This is a genomic window from Nocardia brasiliensis (assembly GCF_042691675.1).
Classification (GTDB): Bacteria; Actinomycetota; Actinomycetes; order Mycobacteriales; family Mycobacteriaceae; genus Nocardia; species Nocardia brasiliensis_D.
Map to the genome: position 1 here is coordinate 5,565,797 of NZ_CP170507.1, position 16,486 is coordinate 5,582,282.

Below are 16,486 nucleotides of genomic sequence, written 5' to 3' on the forward strand. Positions count from 1 at the left end.
GGGAAGCGGTTCCGGCGCCGCGGTCACTTGTTCTGGACGTTGCCGGCGGGCTGGGACTGCTGCCCGTTCGGCGGCTGCGGCACGGGCTGCGGAACGCTCTGCTGCTGCGGATGCTGCGCGGGACCCTGCTGCGGTGCCGAACCCTGTTGCGGCGCACCGGAACCGAGGGCGGGCGCGGCGGGCGCACCCGATGCGACGGCCTGCGGGGCGACCTGCGGCATGCCGACGGTCTGCAGCACCCGCTTGATCACTTCCTCCGGGCTGATCTCGTCGGCGAGTGCGTCGTAGGACAGCACGAGTCGGTGGCGCAGCACATCCGGGATCACCTCGACCACGTCCTGCGGCACCACGTAGTCGCGGCCGCGGATCAGCGCGACGGCGCGGGCCGCGGCGATGATGCCGAGGCTGGCACGCGGCGAGGCGCCGTAGGCGATCCAGCTGGCCACGTCCTGCATGCCGAAGTCGGCGGGCTTGCGGGTTGCCGCGATCACCCGGACCACGTAGTCGACCAACGCGTGGTGCACGAACACGTTGGCAGCGACCTGCTGCAGCCGGACAACCTGCTCCGGTTCCAGGATGCGCGTCGCCTCCGGCGGGGTGACACCCATCCGGTAGATGATCTCGCGCTCCTCCTCGACCGAGGGGTAGTCGACGACGACCTTGAACAGGAAGCGGTCGCGCTGCGCCTCGGGCAGCGGGTACACGCCCTCGCTCTCGATCGGGTTCTGGGTCGCCATGACCAGGAACGGATTCGGCATCGGGTAGGTCTTGCCGCCGATCGAGACGTGCCGTTCGGCCATCACCTCGAGCAGCGCCGACTGCACCTTCGCGGGCGCGCGGTTGATCTCGTCGGCGAGCACGAAGTTCGCGACGACCGGACCGAGCTCGGTGTCGAATTCCTCGCGGCCCTGCCGGTAGATGCGGGTACCGATCAGGTCGGTCGGCACCAGGTCCGGGGTGAACTGCACCCGGGAGAACGAGCCGCCGACCACCTTGGCGAAGGTCTCGACGGCCAGCGTCTTCGCGATACCCGGCACGCCTTCGAGCAGCACGTGGCCGCGCGCCAACACACCGACGAGCAGCCGCTCGACCAGTCTGTCCTGGCCGACGATCACCCGCTTGACCTCGTAGATCGCCTTCTCCAGGGTCTGGACGTCACGCTCCAGGGTGCTCGCCACGGGCGCAGGCGCATCTTTCGCCAAATTCGCCCCGCTCACACCATCTGTCGAAGTCACCAACATCCCCGCTTTCGCCTTGGTCCTGTGCGTGCTGCCACAACTATTCCAGGTAATGGCCGTATGTGCCGCAACCGGACCCGACATGAAGGGAATTCGAAGGTTCGGGTGTCCGGTTGGGCAAGTATGTCGGTTCGGCGGGCAATCGTCAGCGTCAGCTGACGATCCGCACCGCGTACGGCATGATGCCGCCCTCACGCACCGCCGATACCCGGACCACCTCACCCGACTGGGGCGCCTCGACCATCTGCCCGCCGCCCAGGTACAGCGCGACGTGCTCGCTGCCGTTCGGCCCCCAGAACAGCATGTCGCCGCGGGCCCGCTCGGCTACCGGCACTCGGGTGCCTGCGTTGTACTGGTACCCGCTGTAGTGCGGCAGCGAAACCCCGATTCCGGCAAAGGCATAGATCATCAGACCCGAGCAGTCGAAGCCCACCTTGTTGTAGTCGCCGAAACTGTCGGCGACGCCGCCGTCGCGAATGCCGTAGGTCGGACCGTTCTCATCCCCGCCGCCCCAGGCGTAGATGACGCCCAACTGGGACATGGCGCGGTCGACCACCGTTTCGATCGCCGCGGCGCCACCGATGGACGGCAGGCTCGGCCGCGGTGTGCTCTGCCGCGGCGGTGGCGCGTTCTCCAATTGCGTATGTGGGCGTTTACCTTCGCCGAGTTGCCCGGCGCGCCCCTGCGCGTTCTGATCGGCGGCGGCCCGAGCGGCGGCGGCCGAGGCGGCGGCGCGGGCCGCGGCCTCTTCCGCTTTGCGCTGCTGATCCCAATTCAGGTAGGCCTCGCGCTGGCCCTGTAGTCCTGCCACGTGCTGGCGCGCGAAATCCAAACGGCCCTGCGCATCCTGACGCTCGCGGAGCAGGTTGTCGCGCTGCACCGTCTGCTGGTCCAGCGCGGCCTTGGCGGCGGCGACCGCGTGCTCGGCGTCGATCTTCTTCTGCTCGGCGGCCGCGGCGGCCGCGTCGGCGTCCGACTTCGCTTGGCGCGCACTGGAATTCTTGTTGCCCTGGTCGATCTGGGCACGGCGTAGTCGGTCCAGCACCTGCTGCTGGTTCTTCGACACCAGGGACAGCAACTGGGCTTGATCGAGGGCGGCGGCCGGGGTGGCGGCGGCGAGGTAGACGACCATCGAATCGGCGGCCGGGCGGGTGTAGGCCTGCGCGGCGAATTGATCGAAGTTGCGCCGCGCCGCGCCGACTCGCGTTCCGGCGTCGGCCAATTCGCGCTGGGTTTCGACGACGACGGCCGCGGCCGCATCCGCGGCGTCCCGCGCGTTCTGCAGATCGACGAGTGCCTTGTTCACTTCCTCGCGCTTGCGGGCGACCTCACTGTCGAGCTGCTGCAACTGCTGGTCTACCACCGCGACCTGATTGATCAGCGCGCCGACCTCGGTCACGCCCGCGTCGACTTGCGCTCCGGCGTCGGCGAGCTGGCCGTCGCTCGGATTCGGCGGGGCGGGCGGCACCGCGACGGCAGGTCCGGCGAGCATCAGGACGACCGACACCAGCAACCCCAGGGCGATCCCCATCGGACGCCGAAGGGCGGCCTCGCCGTTGTTGCGCATCGCACCTCCCAAGGACCCGACTCCAGCAACACCCCGTAAGCACCGACCGAACCAGCAAGCACAATGGTCAGCAGATGCCCCTGACAGCACTTCTTCCCCATCAGCAACTACACGACCGTACGACACTTCCGTCACCAAAGGAACTCCAGCAACAGAATGACAGGCAGGTAATTTGCCCTTTGCCGGTAATTAGCCGGATGCGGCAAAGGTTTCCAGTCGGTAGAACATACCGACGGTCAGGAAAAGTAGCTGAGTAGAAACCAGCTATGAAGTGGAAGCCCGGTCGCCCTCGGCGTCGGAAACCCCCACCGGCGTGGCAGGTTCGGCACGCCGACGCGACTTCACGAAGTACAGCCCGACGACCACGGCAGCCGTACCCGCCAGCAACACACTGGCGATCACGGTCCAGGACACAGCCTCCGGCTGCTCCAGCTTGTCCACGAAAAGCCGTGCCGCCTCGGCGGAGTGGCCGCCCTTGTACTTCGCCTTGTCCTCGGCCCACTCGAGCCGGACCCGGCTGATCGAGTCGCTATAGGTGCCGACCCAGTCGTCACTCAACACCACCACGGTGCCGTGCTGGGTCTTGCCGATCTCGGTGGCCAGGTCACGTAAGCTCGAATCGTGGCCTGGATTGCCGGGAACAACCACGATGCTCAGCGGGATTCCGTGCGCTCTCGCGTCGGCGGCGACTGCCGCCAACTCCGTCTGATCCTTACCACCCACCGTGGCGACGTGATTGTCGGCCAGATCGGCATTGATGGTGGTGACGGTGTCCTCGGTGATGTTCGGTGGCAGTTCGGCGGCCATGGGTGTGAAAACCGAGGTGTGCGAGACGGTCATCTTCCATCCGGTCTGTCGAGCCGCATCGGCATCCGAAGCGACGTGCATCCAACACTGCAGGCGAGCGCGGGGCTCCCCGGGCTGGCTCCGAATGCACAGTACGCGACCGCGAGTCGTAGTACGCGCACACGGCACGCGACGCGCCTTGACGCCGACCGGCCCTCGCTGTCACATCCAGTGTTCCGTCGAGGCCCACTTGGCTCACAGGACAAGCGTACTGTTAAGGTCGTAGCGCGAGGAACCGGCGCCTTCCGGCGCTGGAGCACCTGCAAAGACACCCGTAGCGACCGCTTGCAGGTCGCTCGAAAAGATCGGTCGCCGGCACAGCCCCGCCGACGGCCAACCCTCACAGACGAGTGGAGCTGACGTGACGACAAGTATCGATACTTTCGGCGCCAAGGGCACCCTCGAGGTCGGAAGCAACTCCTACGAGATCTTCCGCCTCTCCGCCGTGCCCGGCACCGAAAAACTCCCCTACGCACTCAAAGTCCTCGCGGAGAACCTGCTCCGCACCGAGGACGGCGCCAACATCACCGCCGATCACATTCGCGCCATTGCGAATTGGGATCCGTCGGCCCAGCCGAGCATCGAGATCCAGTTCACGCCTGCCCGCGTGATCATGCAGGACTTCACCGGCGTGCCCTGCATCGTCGACCTCGCCACCATGCGGGAGGCCGTCGCCACCCTCGGCGGTGACCCGAACAAGGTCAACCCGCTGGCGCCCGCCGAGATGGTCATCGACCACTCCGTCATCATCGACGTCTTCGGCCGCGCCGACGCCTTCGAGCGCAACGTCGACATCGAATACTCCCGCAACGGCGAGCGCTACCAGTTCCTGCGCTGGGGCCAGGGCGCGTTCGACGACTTCAAGGTCGTCCCCCCGGGCACCGGCATCGTGCACCAGGTCAACATCGAGCACCTCGCCCGCACCGTCATGGTCCGCAACGGCCAGGCCTACCCGGACACCTGCGTCGGCACCGACTCGCACACCACGATGGTCAACGGCCTCGGCGTCCTGGGCTGGGGCGTCGGCGGTATCGAGGCCGAGGCGGCCATGCTCGGCCAGCCCGTCTCGATGCTGATCCCGCGCGTCGTCGGCTTCAAGCTGAGCGGTGAGATCAAGCCCGGCGTCACCGCCACCGACGTGGTGCTCACCGTCACCGACATGCTGCGCAAGCACGGCGTGGTCGGCAAGTTCGTCGAGTTCTACGGTCGGGGCGTCGCCGAGGTTCCGCTGGCGAACCGCGCGACCCTCGGCAACATGAGCCCCGAGTTCGGTTCCACCGCGGCGATTTTCCCGATCGACAGCGTCACCATCGACTACCTGCGGATGACCGGCCGTAGCGAAGAGCAGCTCGCGCTGGTCGAGGCCTACGCCAAGGAACAGGGCATGTGGCACGACGCGGAGCACGAGCCCGCGTACTCGGAGTACCTCGAGCTCGACCTCGGCGACGTGGTGCCGTCCATCGCCGGCCCGAAGCGCCCGCAGGACCGCATCCTGCTGAGCGAGTCGAAGACCGCCTTCCGCAAGGACATTCACAACTACACCAACGACGCGGAGAGCGGCCCCGCCGCCGTCACCCCGCACACGCACCTGGACGAGGCCATCGAGGAGTCCTTCCCGGCCAGTGATCCCGCGGTGCTGTCCTTCGCCGACGACGACGCCGAGTTCGTCCCGTCGGCCGCCAACGGTGCGGTCGGCCGCCCGAGCAAGCCGGTCAAGGTCTCCTCGGAGGAGTACGGCGACTTCGTGCTCGACCACGGTGCCGTGGTGGTCGCCTCGATCACCTCCTGCACCAACACCTCCAACCCGTCGGTCATGCTCGGCGCCGCGCTGCTCGCCCGCAACGCGGTCGAGAAGGGCCTGACCTCCAAACCGTGGGTGAAGACCTCCATGGCGCCGGGTTCGCAGGTCGTCAACGACTACTACAACAAGGCCGGCCTGTGGCCCTACCTGGAGAAGCTGGGCTTCTTCCTGGTCGGCTACGGCTGCGCCACCTGCATCGGCAACACCGGCCCGCTGCCGGACGCCGTGTCGAAGGCGATCAACGACAACGACCTCTCGGTCACCGCGGTGCTCTCCGGCAACCGCAACTTCGAGGGCCGCATCTCTCCCGACGTGAAGATGAACTACCTGGCCTCGCCGCCACTGGTCATCGCCTACGCGCTCGCCGGAACGATGGACTTCGACTTCGAGACCGACCCGCTGGGTCAGGACGCCGACGGCAACGACGTCTTCCTGAAGGACATCTGGCCCTCCTCGAAGGAGATCCAGGACACCATCAACGCGTCGATCAGCCAGGACATGTTCATCAAGTCCTACGCCGACGTGTTCAAGGGTGACGAGCGCTGGCGCGGACTGCCCACCCCGGAGGGCAAGACCTTCGACTGGGATCCCAAGTCCACCTACGTGCGCAAGCCGCCGTACTTCGACGGCATGCCGCAGACCCCCGCGCCGGTCACCGACATCAAGGGCGCGCGCGTGCTGGCCTACCTGGGCGATTCGGTCACCACCGACCACATCTCCCCGGCGGGCAACATCAAGCCGGGCACCCCGGCCGCGCAGTACCTGGAGTCCAACGGCGTCGAGCGCAAGGACTACAACTCCTACGGCTCGCGTCGCGGTAACCACGAGGTGATGATCCGCGGCACCTTCGCCAACATCCGGCTGCGCAACCAGCTGCTCGACGACGTCTCGGGTGGTTACACCCGCGACTTCACCCAGGACGGTGGCCCGCAGGCGTTCATCTACGACGCCTCGCAGAACTACCAGGCCGCGGGCATCCCGCTGGTCGTGCTCGGCGGTAAGGAGTACGGCTCCGGTTCCTCGCGTGACTGGGCCGCCAAGGGCACCTCGCTGCTCGGCGTGAAGGCCGTCATCACCGAGTCCTTCGAGCGCATCCACCGCTCCAACCTCATCGGCATGGGCGTCATCCCGCTGCAGTTCCCGGCCGGCGAGTCGGCCGCGTCGCTGAAGCTGGACGGCACCGAGACCTTCGACATCGAAGGCATCACCCAGCTGAACGAGGGTGTGACTCCGAAGACCTTGAAGGTCACGGCTACCAAGGAGAACGGTGAGAAGATCACCTTCGACGCGGTGGTCCGGATCGACACCCCCGGTGAGGCCGATTACTACCGCAATGGCGGCATCTTGCAGTACGTGCTGCGCAACATGATTCGCGGCTGATCACGCACTCGCCGTACGTCGAGGGTCCGCGCACCGCGTTTTCGCGGTGCGCGGACTTCTCACACCTCTTGGAGGAGCCCGCCCGCCATGCCCAAAGTCAGTGACGATCACCTCGCCGCCCGGCGCAGTCAGATTCTCGACGGGGCGCGGCGCTGCTTTGCCGAATACGGGTACGAGGGTGCCACCGTTCGGCGGCTGGAGGAAGAGATCGGGCTGTCCCGCGGAGCCATCTTCCACCACTTCCGGGACAAGGACGCGCTGTTCCTCGCCCTCGCGCAGGAAGACGCCGAACGGATGGCCGACGTGGCGGCCAACCAGGGCATCGTGCAGGTGATGCGCGACATGCTCGCCCACCCCGAACAATTCAACTGGCTCGGCACCCGCCTGGAGATCGCCCGCCGCCTGCGCACCGACCCCGAATTCCGCGCCGGTTGGACCCAACGATCCGCCGAACTCACCGCCGCCACCCTCGCCCGCCTCGAACGCCGCAAGGCCGCGGGCGCCCTGCGCGACGATGTCCCCACCGACGTCCTCCTCGGCTACCTCGACTTGGTCCTCGACGGATTGATCGCCCGCATCGCCTCCGGACACACAAACGAAAACCTCACGGCGGTACTGGATCTCGTCGAAGCGTCGGTTCGTCGGCGGGACTAGCCCGGCACGGGGATCCGGCGTTCGGTGCGCGCCAGCAAGACTCAGGAAGCCGCCACCGACCCCGTCGGTCACAGTGAAATGGTTCCACGGTGGTGGGTTACGCGGCGTGCGATGGCTGGCGGCTCCAGGCGGCCAGCCGGGCGCGGGCCCGCGAATTGCCCACCAGTGCGGCCGACTTGGCCTGCTCGAGACCTTCGTAGTAACCGCCGTTGACGACGGGTGTCGCCGCATCGCTCAGGATGGCAAGCAGCTCGGCGGCCGCATCGCGGGATGCGCCCGCGTGGCTGCGCAGCTGCGGCATGTCGATTTCGAAATCGGCGGGACTCACGCTGATGGCGGTCAGCCCGGCGGGCCCGCTCTCGGCGAGGGTGCGGGTGAACATCGTCAACGCCAGCTTCGCCTGCGCGTACACCGCCATCGGTGTGTAGAGACCGCGGTTTCGATCCATGTCCGAGTAGTCGATATTGCCGCCGACGTGCAGCCGCGAGGACACCGAGACCACCCGTCCCCGCGCGGCCGCGATCGCGACGGCCAGCGCCATGGTCAGCCGCCGCGGTGCGAGATAGTTGACCTGGAAGGTCAATTCGTAGCCGTCGGCGGTGTTCGACCGGCGCTGCGGACCGGGGATGGCCGCGGCGTTGATCAGGGCGTCGAGTGCGGGCACGGTCGCGGTCAGTGTCGCGGCGAGCTCGTCGACCTCGGACAGCTTGGTGAAATCGGCGTGCATCATGCGCAGGCGGTTCGGGTCCGCGCCGTCCCCGATCAGTCGTTCCAGTGCGGCGTCGGCGAGTTCCTTGTCCTGGGCGTGCAGGAGCACGGTGACACCGTCGGCGGCCAAGCGCTTCGCCGTCGCGTAGCCGAGGCGTTCGTCGACGCCGGTCACCAGAACGATCCGGCCGCCGGACGAGAATTCGGACATAGCTCTCCCATCGAGTGAGCGTGCGTCCCGACTCAGGGTCGCGAAAGACGCACGCGAAGAACGGCTCCGCGATCAGAGGTCGCGGATGGTGAACTCGCGCGGCACGGCACCGGCCGGGCACGCGAGTGCAGGTTCCGCGCAAGAACGTGCGCGAGATGCTGCCGCGCAGCACAATTCCGCAACGCGGCTAATGGATCACACCGGACTCGGCGGCTCGTCCTCGCTCCCGAAGCCGACACGCTCCAGGGCGGAGGGAAGTTCCACATCGAGGCACACGGCAACACCGAGCAGTCCGCGCAGCGCGCGACGAAGGCCGGAAGTTGCGGTCATACCGTGATCCAAACCGATCACCGAGATCAGGGGCAAGCCATCCGCACCTGATTTGACGGTTCCTTAGCGCGAGCGCATCCCCGGAGCTGGCGCGCTCACCTACCGTGCGCGCAGCAGTGCGGCAGCATCCCGCCACTCGGCAGGACCTCACCGTCGTCTTCCGCGGCCGCCACCTCGACCTCGCGAAAGATTCGTGCCCGGTCCTGATCGGACAGATACCGCCCACGCGATACCACGGCATGGATTCGGCGCGTATTGCCGATATCGGCCAACGGATCACGGTCCAGGACAACGAGATCCGCGTACTTGCCGACCGCGATCGTGCCGGATACCTGCTCCAGACCCACACACCGCGCGGCGTTGACGGTCGCGGCCTGCAAGGCTTGCATCGGCGAAAGCCCCGCCAGCACCAGCCAAGCCAGCTCTTCATGCAATGAGGCGCCGGGAAACACGAAGGGATTGCCCGCATCGGTACCCGCCACGATGCCCACACCCGCCGCGTTCATCGCCCCGATCAGCCGCAGTCGCGCCTGAAAGTTCTGCTGCGCCACGTCGATCTCCGCATCGGAGGGCTGCTCACCCGTGCCGCGTGCAGTCCAGAACTGCCGGACGAAGCCCGGCATGTAGCGCAGCATCTCCGCTGCGTCCGGCCCCTGGGTGGGTGCGCCCGTGAGATATCGCTGTTCCACCGTGATGGTCGGCGACTGCCAGGTGCCTTGCTGGATCATCCGATCGAACAGCGCCGCAGCGCGTTCCGGGCTGTAGGTCTCTCCGGCTTCCCGTTCCATCGAGCCCCGGCGGGCCAGCTCCACCTTCGGATCCGACCACGTGGCCTCGATTTCGGCGTAGAACTCGGGTGTTCGGGTAGACGTGGACAGCTGCATGCCGTACATGTGCTCGATGGTGTGCTGTCCGAGCTCGACCGCCTCGGCCACCGGAATGCGGTGCGGCACGTGACCGGCGAAGGGCAGCCCCACCTTTCGCGACTCGTCCGCGATCGCGGTGAAGGTTTCGCGGGACAACAGCGAGTAGACCTTGACGAAGTCGGCCTGATTCGCCTTGGTCCGCCGCACCGCCGCCCGCGCTTCGGCCTCGGTGGCGACCACCTCCGAGCCGGGCCAGATGCCGGGTGGGCCGTCGATGATGTTGCCCGCGAACACCATCCGCGGGCCGAGCAGCTTCCCCTCATCGATCCGCCGACGCAGATCCCCGGTATGCGGGAAGCCCCACATCTCCCGGATCCCGGTCACGCCGTGCACCACGTGCAGCGGCAGAAAGGTTCGTTCGGCGTCCGCGATGTGGGTGTGTATGTCCCACAGCCCGGGGATGACGAATTTGCCCGCCAGATCCAGCATTCGCACCCCGGGCGGCAGCGGGATCTCGGGGAATCGTCCGACCGCCACGATCCGGTCACCGGCGAGCACGACCGTGCCATCCGGCATCGGGGGCGCGCCGGTGCCATCGATCACCGTCGCCCCGGCCAGCACCGTCACCGGCGCGGACGGTCCTGGATCGGCACCCGCCGACCGGCCGGCCAGGCTCGAAAGAACGCCGCCCGCTACCGCACCGACGGCACCTTTGGCCACCCAGGCCAGGAATTCACTGCGCTCGATCTCGCGCACGGCCACCTCCCCGTCGCTCGACCGCAGTCTACGACGAAAGGTAACCGCCTGGGCCGCAATGACTTCGGCACCAGCTCAGCCGTCTTCCTCGAGACTGCCGAGCAACGCGCGGACAATGCGGTCGAGTTCGCGGCGGTCTTTCGCGGAAAGCACCGACAGCATGCGAGTTTCGTTCTCGGTGTGCGCGGTGACGACCTTGTCGATGAGCGTGCGGCCGTCGTCGGTCAGTGCCACGCGCACGGCACGGCGGTCGTCCGGATCGGCGATCCGCCGGACCAGCCCGGCCGATTCCAGCCGGTCGAGGCGCCCGGTCATGCCCGCCCGGGACAGCATCAGCGTGTCGGCGAGGACAGATGGGTTCAGCTCCCATGGATCGCCCGAACGGCGCAGCGCCGCAAGCACATCGAACTCGCCGCGCTGCAATCCGTGCGCGGTGAAGACCTCCTCGATCACCCGCTGGGCCACGATGAGCAGGCGGCCGAGGCGGCCGAGGATCGCCATCGCGTCCAGCTCGAGATCCGGGCGCTCGCGCCGCCACTGGTTCACGATCGCGTCGACGTGATCCGGTTTGTGCTCTGCCATGGACAGGATTCTATTCACCGATATATAGTTCGGTAGCGAATTATCAATCACCGAATCAGTTGGAGCCACCATGATCACCACCCCCCGCAAGGACGTTGCGATCCGGCAGCCACAGGACGCCGAGACGCTGCGGACCGACACGGTCACCGTGCGGCTGCTGCTCGACGCCGAGGAGGCGGGCGGAGCGCTGAGCACCCTCGAGGTCACCATGGCTCCAGGTGCCGATGGCGCGGCACCGCACTACCACACCACCTCGGACGAGTTGTTCTACGTTGCCGACGGCGAATTGCAGCTGCTGGCGGGCGACCAGATCGTCACGGTCGGTGCGGGCGGCTCGATAGTCGTGCCGAAGTTCATGCCACACGCCTTCGGTGCTACCCCCGACAGCGGCGCGCGCATCATGATCGCCCTGATGCCCGGCACGGAGCGCTTCGAGTACTTCCGCTTACTGGACCGGATCGCCAAGGGCGAATCGACCTTGGCCGACCTCGCGGCGGCACAGGAGGAATTCGACAACCACTTCGTGGACGCGCCGCGCTGGTGGACCGAGCGGAACGCCAACCGCCACTGAAGCTCGTGCACAATTCGGCTGTGACCAACCCATCAATGCAGGTCGGGAACAATTCCGCCCTCGAAGGAGGTTCGCCGGAGATGACCTTTTCCGTCCCCATTGTCGTCCGCGGTTACGAGCTCGATACGCAAGGCCACCTGAATCAGGCGGTCTACCTGCAATATGCCGAACACGCCCGATGGGAACTGCTCCGCGCGGCCGGGCTGCCCCAGGACAAGCTGATCGCCAGCGGCATCGGGCCGGTAGTACTGGAGACCACCATCAAATATCTGCGCGAACTGCGCAGCGGCGACGAGGTCACCGTCTCCGTCGAGTTCGCCTGGCAGACCGGCAAGACCTTCCGCTTCCGGCACGAGATCCGCAAACTCGACGGGACCGTCGCGGCCGAGATATCGGTGCTCACCGGCCTGCTCGATCTCACCGCCCGCAAGCTCGTCACCGAGCCGGGTGAGCGCATGGCGGGCCTGGCCGAGCGGCCCGACCTGCTCGGTCTTTGAATCGGTACGTACGGATGCACAGCCGCCAATCCTGGGCTATACCTCTCAGTTTCTTGCCACTTGGAAGTAGCTAAGTGATTGCGCCGGAACTATCCTCGGTCCACCGAAAAACTTTCGGCGCTAGCGCATCCGGCACCGAAATCCGGTTTGCCACCGGCCGTGAAATCTCTCGATCCGAACCGATCCGCGCACTCTGCGCGATATGATCCAACTCACGCTCGGGGGTCGTGGCAAATCGCGAGCAGATCGGAAGCAGCCAGATCGGAGAACAGTTATGACCGACGCACTCCGCCTCCCCGGAACCGCGCCGAAGGGTAACCGCGTCCCGCCGCTCCAGGGTTTGCTGGTAGCGGAGTCGGAACGAGATATCACCGTGCGGGTCGCCGAGGGAACGTGGACTTTCCGTCGGTCCGATGTCCTGCGTGTGCTCGATTCGGCGCTGCCCGACGGTCTCGCACCGGACCGCGGCCGCCCCGTGCTGGTGGACATCCGCGCGGGCGCCACCGCCGATTTCACCCGCCGCATGCGCATCGATCTCGTCGACCGGCCGATGACGATCCCGGAGGCACCCTCGGCGGCCCTCGGCGACGAGCAACTGCAGCGACTCACCGAAACCTGGGCCGACAGCCTGCAACTCGTCGACCTGACCGGCTCCCACGGCGCCACCTTCACCTACTGTCAGACCAAGTCGTTCGCGACCAGCGATGACGGCATCAACTGCGACAGTCTCGACTGAGCGGCCCACGCATGGCGGCACGCCGGCCAGGTTCGGTCCTCATCGTGTCGGAAGCCGACGATCTGCACGGCACCGCCATGGCGGCGACGCTGCGAGAACACCACGGGCTCAGCGCGGTTCACCTCGACCTACGCGACTTCCCGCGTGAGTCGGCCAGTTTCCGGCTGGACCGGCTCGGCACCGCGCGCTCGTTCTCGCACCTGATCGGTCTCGACGATGTGCGCTCGGTCTGGTGGCGACGCCCGCATCCCTGCCAGGTGCCCGCCGGGGTCCGCGCCACCGACGACGACTTCCGCCAGGCCGAATGCGACGGGTTCATCCAGGGCCTGCTGTGGTCCATTCCGGCCAACTGGGTAAACGACCCAGGCGCCGACCGCACCGCGGGCCGCAAGATCGTGCAACTGGAGACCGCGCTGCGGGCCGGGTTCGCGGTACCGGAAACGCTGATCACCAACGATCCGGACGAGGCCCGCAGCTTCGTCGAATCACGGCCGGGCCCAGTCGTTTACAAGCGCACCGGAACCAGCCGAGCCGAATTCGCCGAGACCAGGATCATCACCGAGGCGGACTACGGCAGACTGGCGGGCATCCGCTCCGCGCCGACCACCTTCCAGGACTATGTCGATGCCGAATGCGATCTGCGGGTCGTCTGGGTGGACGGCGTCGAATGGTCGGTGCGCATCGACTCGCAGGCCGGTGTCGGCCGCGTCGATTCCCGCCTGGACACCTCGGTCGACTTCGTGCCCGAACATCTGCCCGCCTCGGTGAGCAAGTCGCTGGCCACGTTGATGGGTGCGCTCGGATTGTCCTTCGGTGTCTTGGACATTCGGCTCGGCCTCGACGGCGAGTACTACTTCCTCGAGGTCAACCCGCAGGGACAGTTCGCCTATCTGGAGATCAAGACCGGCCTGCCCATCTTCCGCAGCCTCGCCAACCTCCTCGTCGACGGCGATGGCGCCGTCGAGGACTACTGACGGCGATAGGTCTGCAGCACGACACCCGAGGTGGGGAACGGAACCACCTCGACCAGCCGCAGCGGCTGCGGCGGCACCGCATCGAAGAGCCGCTGCCCGGCACCGAGCAGTACCGGAAACACCAGCAGCCGAAGCTCATCCACCGCACCGAGCCGCAGGAACTCCTGCGCGGTGCGCGCACCGGCGAAGAGCACGACCGGCTTGCCCGGCTCGTTCTTCAGCTCGGCGACCTCCGCGGCGAGCTCCGCGCCGATGCGGCGCGCGGGCTGCCACGGCAGATCCAGATCCGGCCGGGTGGACACCACGATCTTCGGCAGCGCGTTGACCAACGGAGCCAGCATCGCATCACCGGGCGTCGCCGGATCCTGTTGCGCGCCCGGCCAATACTGAGCGAGCAGCTCGTAAGAGGCGCGGCCGAACAGCTGGGCGTCCACCGCGCCGAGCAGCTCGGCCAGATACGCGTCCAGTTCGGGGTCGTCGACCTCGATCCAGTCCAGCGCTCCATCCGGGCCGGCGGCGTAGCCGTCCAGCGTCACCATCATCTGCAGCAGCATTGTCCGCACCCGAGGCTCCTTTCGAGAGTCGTGCCTCGACAGTGCAGACGGCGCAGGTCAGCCGAACTCATCGGTTCCGGCGAAAAACATACCGCCGAAACCGGTTTCGAGTCCCCGGCCGCTACTGGCTCTTACGGCGGTTGGCACCGCCGCGGCTGCGGAGTTGCACATGCGACTCCACCAGCACGTTGTGGATGAAGCCGTAGGAGCGACCGGTCGCTCGCGCGAGGGAGCGGATGCTCGCACCTGCCTCGTACTGCTTCTTCAGCTGGGTCTGTAGGCGGTCCCGGGACTTCCCCGTGACGCGTGTTCCCTTACCCAGGGTGGCTTTGACTTGCGTGGGCCTGTCGCTCATGGCTTCCTCCGAGTCGCCGAGCAGCTCTTTCCAGGCTAAGCACTCGAGGGTCCGTGATCAACGGATTCTTGTGATGAAACTCACGCAAGCTGAATAAGTTCCAAATAATCGGCGGACCAATGGTCTTCCGTACCGTCCGGTAGCAAGATCACGCGCTCCGGCGACAGCGCCTCCGCGGCCCCCGGATCGTGCGTGACCAGCACGACCGCGCCCGCGTAGGTGCGCAGCGCGTCCAGCACCTGCTCACGCGAGACCGGATCCAGGTTGTTGGTCGGTTCGTCGAGCAGCAGCACGTTGGCGGCCGAGGAAACCAGCCCGGCGAGTGCGAGGCGGGTCTTCTCACCACCGGACAGCGTGCCGGCGGGCTGATCGAGTTGCGGACCGGTGAACATGAACGCACCGAGCAGGCTGCGCAGGTTCTGCTCCCCCGCGTCCGGGGCCGCGTGCCGGATGTTCTCCCACACGCTGGCCTGGTCGTCGAGGGTGTCGTGCTCCTGCGCGAAGTAGCCGACCTTCAAACCGTGGCCGGGCACCAGCTTGCCCGCGGTCGGTTGTTCCACCCCGGCGAGCATCCGGAGCAGCGTGGTCTTGCCCGCGCCGTTGAGGCCGAGCACCACGACCCGGCTGCCGCGGTCGATCGCGAGGTCGACGCCGGTGAAGATCTCCAGTGAGCCGTAGACCTTGGTCAGGTTCTCCGCCATCAGCGGCGTCTTGCCGCACGGGGCGGGTTCGGGGAACCTGATCCTGGCCGCCTTGTCGGCGACCCGCACGTCATCGAGCTCGGCCATCAACCGGTCGGCGCGCTTGGCCATGTTCTGTGCCGCAGTGGCTTTCGTGGCCTTGGCGCCGAGCTTGGCGGCCTGGACGCGCAGCGCGCTCGCCTTCTTCTCGGCATTGGCGCGTTCGCGACGGCGGCGCTGTTCGTCGGTGGCGCGCGCGTCCAGGTACTTCTGCCAGCCCATGTTGTAGACGTCGGCCTCGCCGCGCACCGCGTCCAGGAACCACACCTTGTTCACCACGTCGCCGAGCAGTTCCACGTCGTGGCTGATCACGATGAGGCCGCCGTCGTGGTTCTGCAGGAAACCGCGCAGCCAGGTGATGGAGTCGGCGTCGAGGTGGTTGGTCGGCTCGTCGAGCAGCAGGATGGTGTCGGAGCGCCCGCCGCTGCCGTCGGAGGCGGCGAACAGGATGCGCGCCAACTCGATTCGGCGGCGCTGGCCGCCGGAGAGGGTGCGCAGCGGCTGGGCCAGCACCCGATCGGGCAGGCCGAGACTGTGGCAGATGCGGGCGGCGTCGCTCTCGGCGACATAGCCGCCGAGCGCGGAGAACCGCTCCTCGAGGCGGCCGTACTTGCGCACCGCCTTGTCCCGTTCGGCCTCGTCGGCCACCTCGGCCATCAGCGCCTGCTGCTTCTCCATGTCCCGGATCAGCGTGTCCAGGCCGCGCGCGGAAAGCACCCGGTCGCGGGCGAGCACATCGAGGTTGCCCTCCCGCGGATCCTGCGGCAGGTAGCCGATATCGCTGGAACGCAAAATCTTTCCGGCATACGGCTCGCCCTCGCCCGCCAGGATGCGCAGCGTGGTGGTCTTACCGGCACCGTTGCGTCCGACCAGTCCGATCCGGTCGCCGGACTGCACCCGCAGGGCCGGTCCGGGGGCCGACAGCAGGGTGCGGACTCCGGCCCGGACCTCCAGGTCGGTCGCGGTGATCACAGATTTCTCCTCGCGGATCAGTGGTACTGGGCGGTCGCTGCTCGATTGTGCGACGCGATACGCACAAGAACCACCGATTTTACCTGGGTTCGGCGACCGCATTTACACCCAGCGATCTGTATGTGACGGCACTAACTGAACGGCGAGT

General features: G+C 67.1%; 16 protein-coding genes. 6 read left to right on the forward strand and 10 right to left on the reverse strand.

Translation table 11 applies throughout. The annotated features are described in order from the left end of the window. Positions 1 to 23 precede the first annotated feature (23 nt). The 3 genes from ACFK0J_RS25485 to ACFK0J_RS25495 form a co-directional block, all read right to left on the reverse strand. Positions 24 to 1,241: an AAA family ATPase gene (locus ACFK0J_RS25485; RefSeq protein WP_378731430.1), complete on the reverse strand. Its 1,218-nt coding sequence runs from the start codon at positions 1,239 to 1,241 to the stop codon at positions 24 to 26. A gap of 148 nt (positions 1,242 to 1,389) precedes the next feature. Then, positions 1,390 to 2,805 (reverse strand): NlpC/P60 family protein, encoded by a 1,416-nt coding sequence (locus ACFK0J_RS25490; protein ID WP_378731432.1) that lies wholly within the window; start codon positions 2,803 to 2,805, stop codon positions 1,390 to 1,392. 264 nt (positions 2,806 to 3,069) lie between these two features. After that, positions 3,070 to 3,645 carry a DUF6676 family protein gene (locus ACFK0J_RS25495; protein WP_378731434.1) on the reverse strand — a complete coding sequence of 192 codons (576 nt, stop codon included), beginning with the start codon at positions 3,643 to 3,645 and terminating at the stop codon, positions 3,070 to 3,072. Positions 3,646 to 4,012: 367 nt separating this feature from the next. Here ACFK0J_RS25495 and ACFK0J_RS25500 point away from each other — a divergent pair, with 367 nt between their 5' ends. Further along, on the forward strand, positions 4,013 to 6,832 hold the full coding sequence (locus ACFK0J_RS25500) for an aconitate hydratase (RefSeq protein ID WP_378731436.1): 2,820 nt from the start codon (positions 4,013 to 4,015) through the stop codon (positions 6,830 to 6,832). Between the two features lie 87 nt (positions 6,833 to 6,919). Further along, a complete protein-coding gene (locus tag ACFK0J_RS25505; RefSeq protein ID WP_218470032.1) occupies positions 6,920 to 7,486 on the forward strand; it encodes a TetR/AcrR family transcriptional regulator in 567 nt (188 codons plus the stop codon). A gap of 97 nt (positions 7,487 to 7,583) precedes the next feature. Here the strand turns inward: ACFK0J_RS25505 and ACFK0J_RS25510 are convergent, their stop codons facing one another. From ACFK0J_RS25510 to ACFK0J_RS25525, 4 genes are all read right to left on the reverse strand, one after another. After that, positions 7,584 to 8,405 carry an SDR family NAD(P)-dependent oxidoreductase gene (locus ACFK0J_RS25510; RefSeq protein ID WP_378731438.1) on the reverse strand — a complete coding sequence of 274 codons (822 nt, stop codon included), beginning with the start codon at positions 8,403 to 8,405 and terminating at the stop codon, positions 7,584 to 7,586. 195 nt (positions 8,406 to 8,600) lie between these two features. Beyond that, on the reverse strand, positions 8,601 to 8,735 hold the full coding sequence (locus ACFK0J_RS25515) for a hypothetical protein (RefSeq protein ID WP_378731440.1): 135 nt from the start codon (positions 8,733 to 8,735) through the stop codon (positions 8,601 to 8,603). Positions 8,736 to 8,830: 95 nt separating this feature from the next. Next, positions 8,831 to 10,357 carry an amidohydrolase family protein gene (locus ACFK0J_RS25520; protein ID WP_378731442.1) on the reverse strand — a complete coding sequence of 509 codons (1,527 nt, stop codon included), beginning with the start codon at positions 10,355 to 10,357 and terminating at the stop codon, positions 8,831 to 8,833. Positions 10,358 to 10,432: 75 nt separating this feature from the next. Next, positions 10,433 to 10,939, reverse strand: coding sequence for a MarR family winged helix-turn-helix transcriptional regulator (locus ACFK0J_RS25525; RefSeq protein ID WP_378731444.1), 507 nt, complete (start codon positions 10,937 to 10,939; stop codon positions 10,433 to 10,435). Positions 10,940 to 11,096: 157 nt separating this feature from the next. On the opposite strand from ACFK0J_RS25525, the gene ACFK0J_RS25530 reads away from it, so the two are divergent. The 4 genes from ACFK0J_RS25530 (at position 11,097) to ACFK0J_RS25545 (ending at position 13,717) form a co-directional block, all read left to right on the forward strand. After that, positions 11,097 to 11,510 (forward strand): cupin domain-containing protein, encoded by a 414-nt coding sequence (locus tag ACFK0J_RS25530; protein ID WP_378743005.1) that lies wholly within the window; start codon positions 11,097 to 11,099, stop codon positions 11,508 to 11,510. 20 nt (positions 11,511 to 11,530) lie between these two features. Next, the gene (locus ACFK0J_RS25535; protein ID WP_378731446.1) at positions 11,531 to 12,007 is read left to right on the forward strand and encodes an acyl-CoA thioesterase; all 477 of its coding nucleotides are present in this window, start codon (positions 11,531 to 11,533) and stop codon (positions 12,005 to 12,007) included. A gap of 274 nt (positions 12,008 to 12,281) precedes the next feature. Then, complete coding sequence (locus tag ACFK0J_RS25540) at positions 12,282 to 12,743, forward strand: hypothetical protein (RefSeq protein ID WP_378731448.1); 462 nt, start codon at positions 12,282 to 12,284, stop codon at positions 12,741 to 12,743. Between the two features lie 44 nt (positions 12,744 to 12,787). Beyond that, entirely contained in the window at positions 12,788 to 13,717 is a 930-nt protein-coding gene (locus ACFK0J_RS25545) for a hypothetical protein (protein WP_378731450.1), read from the forward strand. On the opposite strand, the gene ACFK0J_RS25550 is transcribed toward ACFK0J_RS25545, so the two are convergent. From ACFK0J_RS25550 to ACFK0J_RS25560, 3 genes are all read right to left on the reverse strand, one after another. Further along, positions 13,711 to 14,271, reverse strand: a complete 561-nt coding sequence (locus ACFK0J_RS25550; protein WP_378743007.1) for a dihydrofolate reductase family protein — start codon at positions 14,269 to 14,271, stop codon at positions 13,711 to 13,713. The genes ACFK0J_RS25545 and ACFK0J_RS25550 overlap by 7 nt on opposite strands. Before the next feature lie 121 nt (positions 14,272 to 14,392). Beyond that, positions 14,393 to 14,626: a helix-turn-helix domain-containing protein gene (locus tag ACFK0J_RS25555; protein WP_040736162.1), complete on the reverse strand. Its 234-nt coding sequence runs from the start codon at positions 14,624 to 14,626 to the stop codon at positions 14,393 to 14,395. 80 nt (positions 14,627 to 14,706) lie between these two features. Beyond that, positions 14,707 to 16,338: an ABC-F family ATP-binding cassette domain-containing protein gene (locus ACFK0J_RS25560; RefSeq protein WP_378731452.1), complete on the reverse strand. Its 1,632-nt coding sequence runs from the start codon at positions 16,336 to 16,338 to the stop codon at positions 14,707 to 14,709. Positions 16,339 to 16,486: the final 148 nt, after the last annotated feature.

Bases quoted from the DNA above. Each gene is read 5' to 3' on its own strand.
- ACFK0J_RS25485 (WP_378731430.1), bottom strand. From the start codon at position 1,241: ATGTTGGTGACTTCGACAGATGGTGTGAGCGGGGCGAATTTGGCGAAA.
- ACFK0J_RS25490 (WP_378731432.1), bottom strand. From the start codon at position 2,805: ATGCGCAACAACGGCGAGGCCGCCCTTCGGCGTCCGATGGGGATCGCC.
- ACFK0J_RS25495 (WP_378731434.1), bottom strand. From the start codon at position 3,645: ATGACCGTCTCGCACACCTCGGTTTTCACACCCATGGCCGCCGAACTG.
- ACFK0J_RS25505 (WP_218470032.1), top strand. From the start codon at position 6,920: ATGCCCAAAGTCAGTGACGATCACCTCGCCGCCCGGCGCAGTCAGATT.
- ACFK0J_RS25510 (WP_378731438.1), bottom strand. From the start codon at position 8,405: ATGTCCGAATTCTCGTCCGGCGGCCGGATCGTTCTGGTGACCGGCGTC.
- ACFK0J_RS25515 (WP_378731440.1), bottom strand. From the start codon at position 8,735: ATGACCGCAACTTCCGGCCTTCGTCGCGCGCTGCGCGGACTGCTCGGT.
- ACFK0J_RS25525 (WP_378731444.1), bottom strand. From the start codon at position 10,939: ATGGCAGAGCACAAACCGGATCACGTCGACGCGATCGTGAACCAGTGG.
- ACFK0J_RS25540 (WP_378731448.1), top strand. From the start codon at position 12,282: ATGACCGACGCACTCCGCCTCCCCGGAACCGCGCCGAAGGGTAACCGC.
- ACFK0J_RS25550 (WP_378743007.1), bottom strand. From the start codon at position 14,271: ATGCTGCTGCAGATGATGGTGACGCTGGACGGCTACGCCGCCGGCCCG.
- ACFK0J_RS25555 (WP_040736162.1), bottom strand. From the start codon at position 14,626: ATGAGCGACAGGCCCACGCAAGTCAAAGCCACCCTGGGTAAGGGAACA.